The following is a 4,513-nucleotide window of genomic DNA, read 5'->3' on the forward strand; positions in this document are numbered from 1 at the left end:
GCGCCGGTCCCCGTCTCTCCAGGGTGGTGGGGCGAGCCTCCGAGTCCGCCGCTCATGCGCGTCCTGCCGCGCGGGGGCGGCCGCCCGGCCGCGCCCCCCCCCCCCCCGCCGTCAGGTCCGTACGGGGCCGCGCCGTCACACGGACTGGAGCGTGCTCGGGGTCTGCCGGGCGCGGTAGCCCTTCATGAAGGCGAACATCCGCTGGACGGCCACGATCGGGACGATCCAGTTGCAGATCACATCCAGGGCGGTGTTGTGCGGGGCGAGCGACGCGACGAGGTGGGCGAGGGTCATCAGGGCGAAGACGCCGCCCCAGGCGGCGGAGAAGAGCCGGTTGGTCTTCTTGAAGGCCGGGGAGGACCACACGACGCGGGGGGCCTCCTCACGGGCGTACTGCTCCGTGAAGGGCAGGAAGGGAAGCGTCAGGAAGATCAGCGCGGCCAGGGCACCGGTGGCGACGGTCCGGCCGTGGTCGGTGACGAAGGCCTGCGCTCCGGGGCCGCCCGCGAAGGCGAGGGCGGAGAGCGCGGCGAAGGTCGCGATGCCCATGGCGTCCAGCAGCTTGGGGCGGCGGGCAAGGAGCGAGGGGGCCGCGGCGGCCAGGGCCACCAGGGCGGCGAGTGCGGCCGACCACTGGGCGGCGACGCCGTTGCCGGCGGCCAGGGTGAAGACGATCCAGGGGGCCAGGCTCAGGAGGGGGTTCGACTTCATGGTCGTGGTCCGTCTCTTCTCGGCGGGCGAGCCCGTCTCCGGTTCGCTTAACATTCCTATGTTGACAGGTCGAACATAGAAGGTCTCGTTGCGACCTGTCAAGAGTGGAATGTAGGGTGGGCGTCATGAGCCTTCGCCACGCACTCCTCGGCCTGCTGGCCGACCGCCCCTCCAGCGGCTACGACCTGATGAAGCTGTTCGACACCACGCTCGCCAGCGTCTGGAAGGCGACACAGAGCCAGGTCTACGGGGAACTGACGCGGATGACCGACGCCGGGCTGGTCGAGGTCGCCGCCGAAGGCCCCCGGGGACGCAAGGAGTACGCCCTCCTCCCCGAGGGCCGGACCGAGTTGCAGCGCTGGCTGACCACGCCCGCGCAGCCCCAGCCGCTGCGCAGCGAGTGGATGCTGCGGGTGTTCTTCCTCGGGTTCCTGCCTCCGGAGCAGGCGCGCGAGCAGCTCGCGGGGATGGCCGAGGCGGAGGCCCGGCAGATCGTGGAGCTGGAGGCGCTGCTCGCCTCGCGCGACTGGACGGGGGATCCGCTGTCGGTCTCGGGGCGGCTGGTGCTGGAGTACGGACTGCGCGGCAGCGCGATGAAGCAGGAGTGGGCGCGGTGGGCGCTCGGGGAGCTGCCGGCGTCCGGCGGGACCCGGCCGTAGGGCCCCGTCGTCGTAGGACCCCGCAACGCGGAAGGGGCGCCGGCAAGGCCGGCGCCCCGTTCCCCATGGGTCGTTCAGACAACGCCGAGGCAGGCGCTGTTCGTCTTGATCGACGCCCAATGGCCCGCCACCGTGCGCAGTTCCTCGGCGCAGTGGCTCAGGTGTGCGTGGTGGATGCTCTCGGGGGCCGCCTCCGCGAGTGCTTCGCAGAGCTCGCGGAGGTTGAGGAGGGACTGCTGGAGGTTGGCCGCCATGGGTTGTAGGAGGCCCGCGAGGTACTCCGGAGCCGGTATCGGCTCCTTGGCCACCTCGTCCAGGAGCATCCGCGTCGCCGTGACGAGGGCCCGGGTGCTTTCTCTGAGCGGCTCTTCGGCCATCGGATCCGTCCCGTCCCCTACTTGAAGGCGGGCAGGCTGCGCTCGACCCAGGCGGCGAAGGGGGCGGCCGGGCGGCCGAGGACCTTCTCCACGTCCGGGCTGACCCGCTGCTCGACCGGGAGCGGCAGGCCCAGGATGTCCAGGGTGCCGTGGACGACGTCCTCCGGCATGAACTGCGACAGGTGGCCGAACGCGGCCTCGCGGCTGAGCTCGATGAAGTTGATCTCCTCGCCGAGGACCCCGGCGAGGGCCGCGGCCTGCTCGCGCGGGGTGACCGCGGCCGGGCCCGTCAGTTCGTAGGTCCGGCCGGCGTGGCCCTCCTCGCGGAGCGCGACGGCGGCGACGGCCGCGATGTCCGCCGGGTCGACGACCGGGAGCGCGACATCGCCGAAGGGGGCGAAGACCGTGCGGTCGCCGCGGACCGACTCGGCCCAGGCGAAGGCGTTGGAGGCGAAGCCGCCCGGGCGCAGGACCGTCCAGTCCAGACCGGAGCCGCGTACGGCGTCCTCGAACTCGCGCAGGCGGTGGTGGGACTGCGCGTCGGGGCGGGTGGCGGCGATCTGGGAGGAGACCAGGACGACCCGCTTGACGCCGGCCCCCTTGGCCACGTCCAGCAGCACGGTCGCGCTCTCGCCGGGACCGTTGAGCTCGCCCGCCAGCAGGATGAAGAAGGCGTCGGCGCCTTCGAGGACCGGCCCCAGGCTCTCGAAGTTCCCCAGGTCCGCCTGGGCGTGGCGGACGCCCTCGGGAAATCCGGAAGGCAGCGGACTCCGCGAGACGGCCGTGACGTCCTCGCCCGCTTCCACGAGCGCGGCGACGAGCGGGCGGCCGATGTTCCCGGTGGCTCCGGTGACAACGATCATGAGAAAGCTCCTTCATCAAGGGTCAAATCGAGGGTCATGGTGGGAGAAAGCCGCTGGTGGGGGCGATGCCGAGGTGACCGGGCGGTGTCCTTCGCCGTGATACCGGTGACGCTAGCATCCTCAACATAGTAAGTACCTAGAGGAAAGTGACTATCTGTTGGAGAGTGCACAGCGGCGAGTTCACGGCCGAGGTCCGCCAGCCGGGCGCGCGCCTCGGGCGGGCCGAGCACTTCGACGCGGGCGCCGAAGCCGGCCAACTGGACGGTGAGCACATCGAGTGACGGACCGTCGGCCTCGATGTCGTGGCGGCCGTCGGGGCGCGGCCGCCCGGCGCGCAGCCGCGTACCGAGCAGTTCGCGCAGGGCGGGCAGGGCTGCCGGGTCCGCCGCGGCGCGCACCGTCGCGGTGCGCAGGCGCCGCTCGGCTCCGTCGGCCAGCTCCTGCCAGGCCGCGGCCAGGTCGAAGCCGTCCGGGCGGTGCGCGGGCTCGCCCGTAAGGGTGACGGAGGTGACGCTGGTGTGCCGGAAGGAGCGCGGGCCCTCCTCGGTGGCGGCGACCAGGTGCCAGCGGCCGGCCTTGCAGACCAGGCCGAGCGGGTCGACGGTCCACTCCCGGTACGGGGTCTGCGGGTCCGCGTAGCCGAGGGTGATCCGCACCTGGTCCAGGACGGCCCGCTCCAGGGCGTCGTGGTGCGGCCCGCCACTGGTGCGCACGGCGGCCCGGGACCAGTCCAGGCCGTCCACGACGAGCGCCTTGGACGCGGCCTCGGCGTGGGGCCGCATCGGCGCGGGCAGCGCCCGCACCAACTTGCGCAGGGCGGCGCGGAGTTCGGGTGAGGCCGACAGGGGTCCGGCCGCCAGGAACAGCGCCCCGATCTCACGCTGGGTGAAGCCGGTCAGGTCAGTACGGGATCCGCCCACCAGCTGCCAGCCGCCGCCGCGTCCGCGCTGCGAGTAGACGGGGACGCCGGCCAGGGTCAGGGCCTCCAGGTCGCGGCGGGCGGTGCGTTCGGAGACTTCGAGCTCCACCGCGACCTCCTTGACCGTGACGCGCCCGCGGGCCTGAAGGAAGAGCAGGGTTGCCACCAAGCGATCGGCCTTCATTTTGCCCCCGTTCTTTCTAATAGGACATGAGATGACCTGTTTTATGGGGAGGATGGGGTCATGACTGAGACCGTGAACGTTTCCGGCGCCCCTGCCACCCGTCCGTCCACCGACCCGCGCGGTGGCCTTTTCAAGACCGTCGCCCTGGCCCACGAGGTCCTCGACGGCATCCGCCCCGACCAGTACGACCTGATCACCCCGTGTCCGGACTACTCGGTACGGGACATGGCCAACCACCTGGTCTCGGTGCTGCGCCGGGTCGCCGTCATGGGCGCCGGCGGCTCCTTCATGAGCGTTCCGCACTTCGCCGAGGACATCGCCGACGGCGACTGGGCCGAGGCCTGGTCCGTCGCCGTCAAGGAGTTCGACGCCGTCTGGTCCGACCCGGCCGTTCTGGGCCGTCAGATCGCCCTCCCCTGGGGTCCCGTCCCCGGCGTGGTCGCCTCGGTGATCTACACCAACGAGTTCGTCCTGCACGTCTGGGACCTGGCCCAGGCGACCGGTCAGAGCCCGCTGTGGGACCCGGAGATGCTCGCCGCGCCGCTCGCGAACATGCACCGCGCCGTGCCGGCCGAGCCGCGCGGCGGCCAGGTCCCCTTCGGTCCGGTGGTGGAGGTGCACGAGGACGCTCCCTCCATCGACAGGCTCGTGGGCTGGTACGGCCGCCGTCCCTGACGGCGTGGGGGGGGGGGGGGCCCCCCCCCGCCGGGGCCCCCCCCCCCCGGGGGCCCGAAGCGACGGGGTCGGGACACAGCCCGGACAGCGGGGGGTACGAAGGCCGGGGGGGTGGGGTAAGAACC

General features: G+C 72.4%; 6 protein-coding genes. 2 read left to right on the top strand and 4 right to left on the bottom strand.

Features of this window, described 5'->3' with window-relative positions:
- Positions 1 to 135: 135 nt before the first annotated feature.
- Entirely contained in the window at positions 136 to 711 is a 576-nt protein-coding gene (locus ACFXDJ_RS20305) for a hypothetical protein (RefSeq protein WP_384663697.1), read from the bottom strand.
- A 125-nt stretch (positions 712 to 836) separates the two neighbouring features.
- On the opposite strand from ACFXDJ_RS20305, the gene ACFXDJ_RS20310 reads away from it, so the two are divergent.
- Positions 837 to 1,370 carry a PadR family transcriptional regulator gene (locus ACFXDJ_RS20310; RefSeq protein ID WP_384663695.1) on the top strand — a complete coding sequence of 178 codons (534 nt, stop codon included), beginning with the start codon at positions 837 to 839 and terminating at the stop codon, positions 1,368 to 1,370.
- A 74-nt stretch (positions 1,371 to 1,444) separates the two neighbouring features.
- On the opposite strand, the gene ACFXDJ_RS20315 is transcribed toward ACFXDJ_RS20310, so the two are convergent.
- From ACFXDJ_RS20315 to ACFXDJ_RS20325, 3 genes are read right to left on the bottom strand one after another with little or no spacing between them, the layout of a single operon-like run.
- A complete protein-coding gene (locus tag ACFXDJ_RS20315; RefSeq protein ID WP_384663693.1) occupies positions 1,445 to 1,747 on the bottom strand; it encodes a hypothetical protein in 303 nt (100 codons plus the stop codon).
- Between the two features lie 17 nt (positions 1,748 to 1,764).
- Positions 1,765 to 2,610 carry an NAD(P)H-binding protein gene (locus ACFXDJ_RS20320; protein WP_384663691.1) on the bottom strand — a complete coding sequence of 282 codons (846 nt, stop codon included), beginning with the start codon at positions 2,608 to 2,610 and terminating at the stop codon, positions 1,765 to 1,767.
- Positions 2,607 to 3,713, bottom strand: a complete 1,107-nt coding sequence (locus ACFXDJ_RS20325) for a helix-turn-helix transcriptional regulator (protein ID WP_384849841.1) — start codon at positions 3,711 to 3,713, stop codon at positions 2,607 to 2,609. Before ACFXDJ_RS20325 ends, ACFXDJ_RS20320 begins: the two co-directional genes overlap by 4 nt.
- A gap of 60 nt (positions 3,714 to 3,773) precedes the next feature.
- On the opposite strand from ACFXDJ_RS20325, the gene ACFXDJ_RS20330 reads away from it, so the two are divergent.
- A complete protein-coding gene (locus tag ACFXDJ_RS20330) occupies positions 3,774 to 4,388 on the top strand; it encodes a TIGR03086 family metal-binding protein (RefSeq protein ID WP_384663690.1) in 615 nt (204 codons plus the stop codon).
- Positions 4,389 to 4,513: the final 125 nt, after the last annotated feature.

The sequence above is a fragment of the Streptomyces sp. NPDC059443 genome (genome assembly GCF_042750105.1).
Classification (GTDB): domain Bacteria; phylum Actinomycetota; class Actinomycetes; order Streptomycetales; family Streptomycetaceae; genus Streptomyces.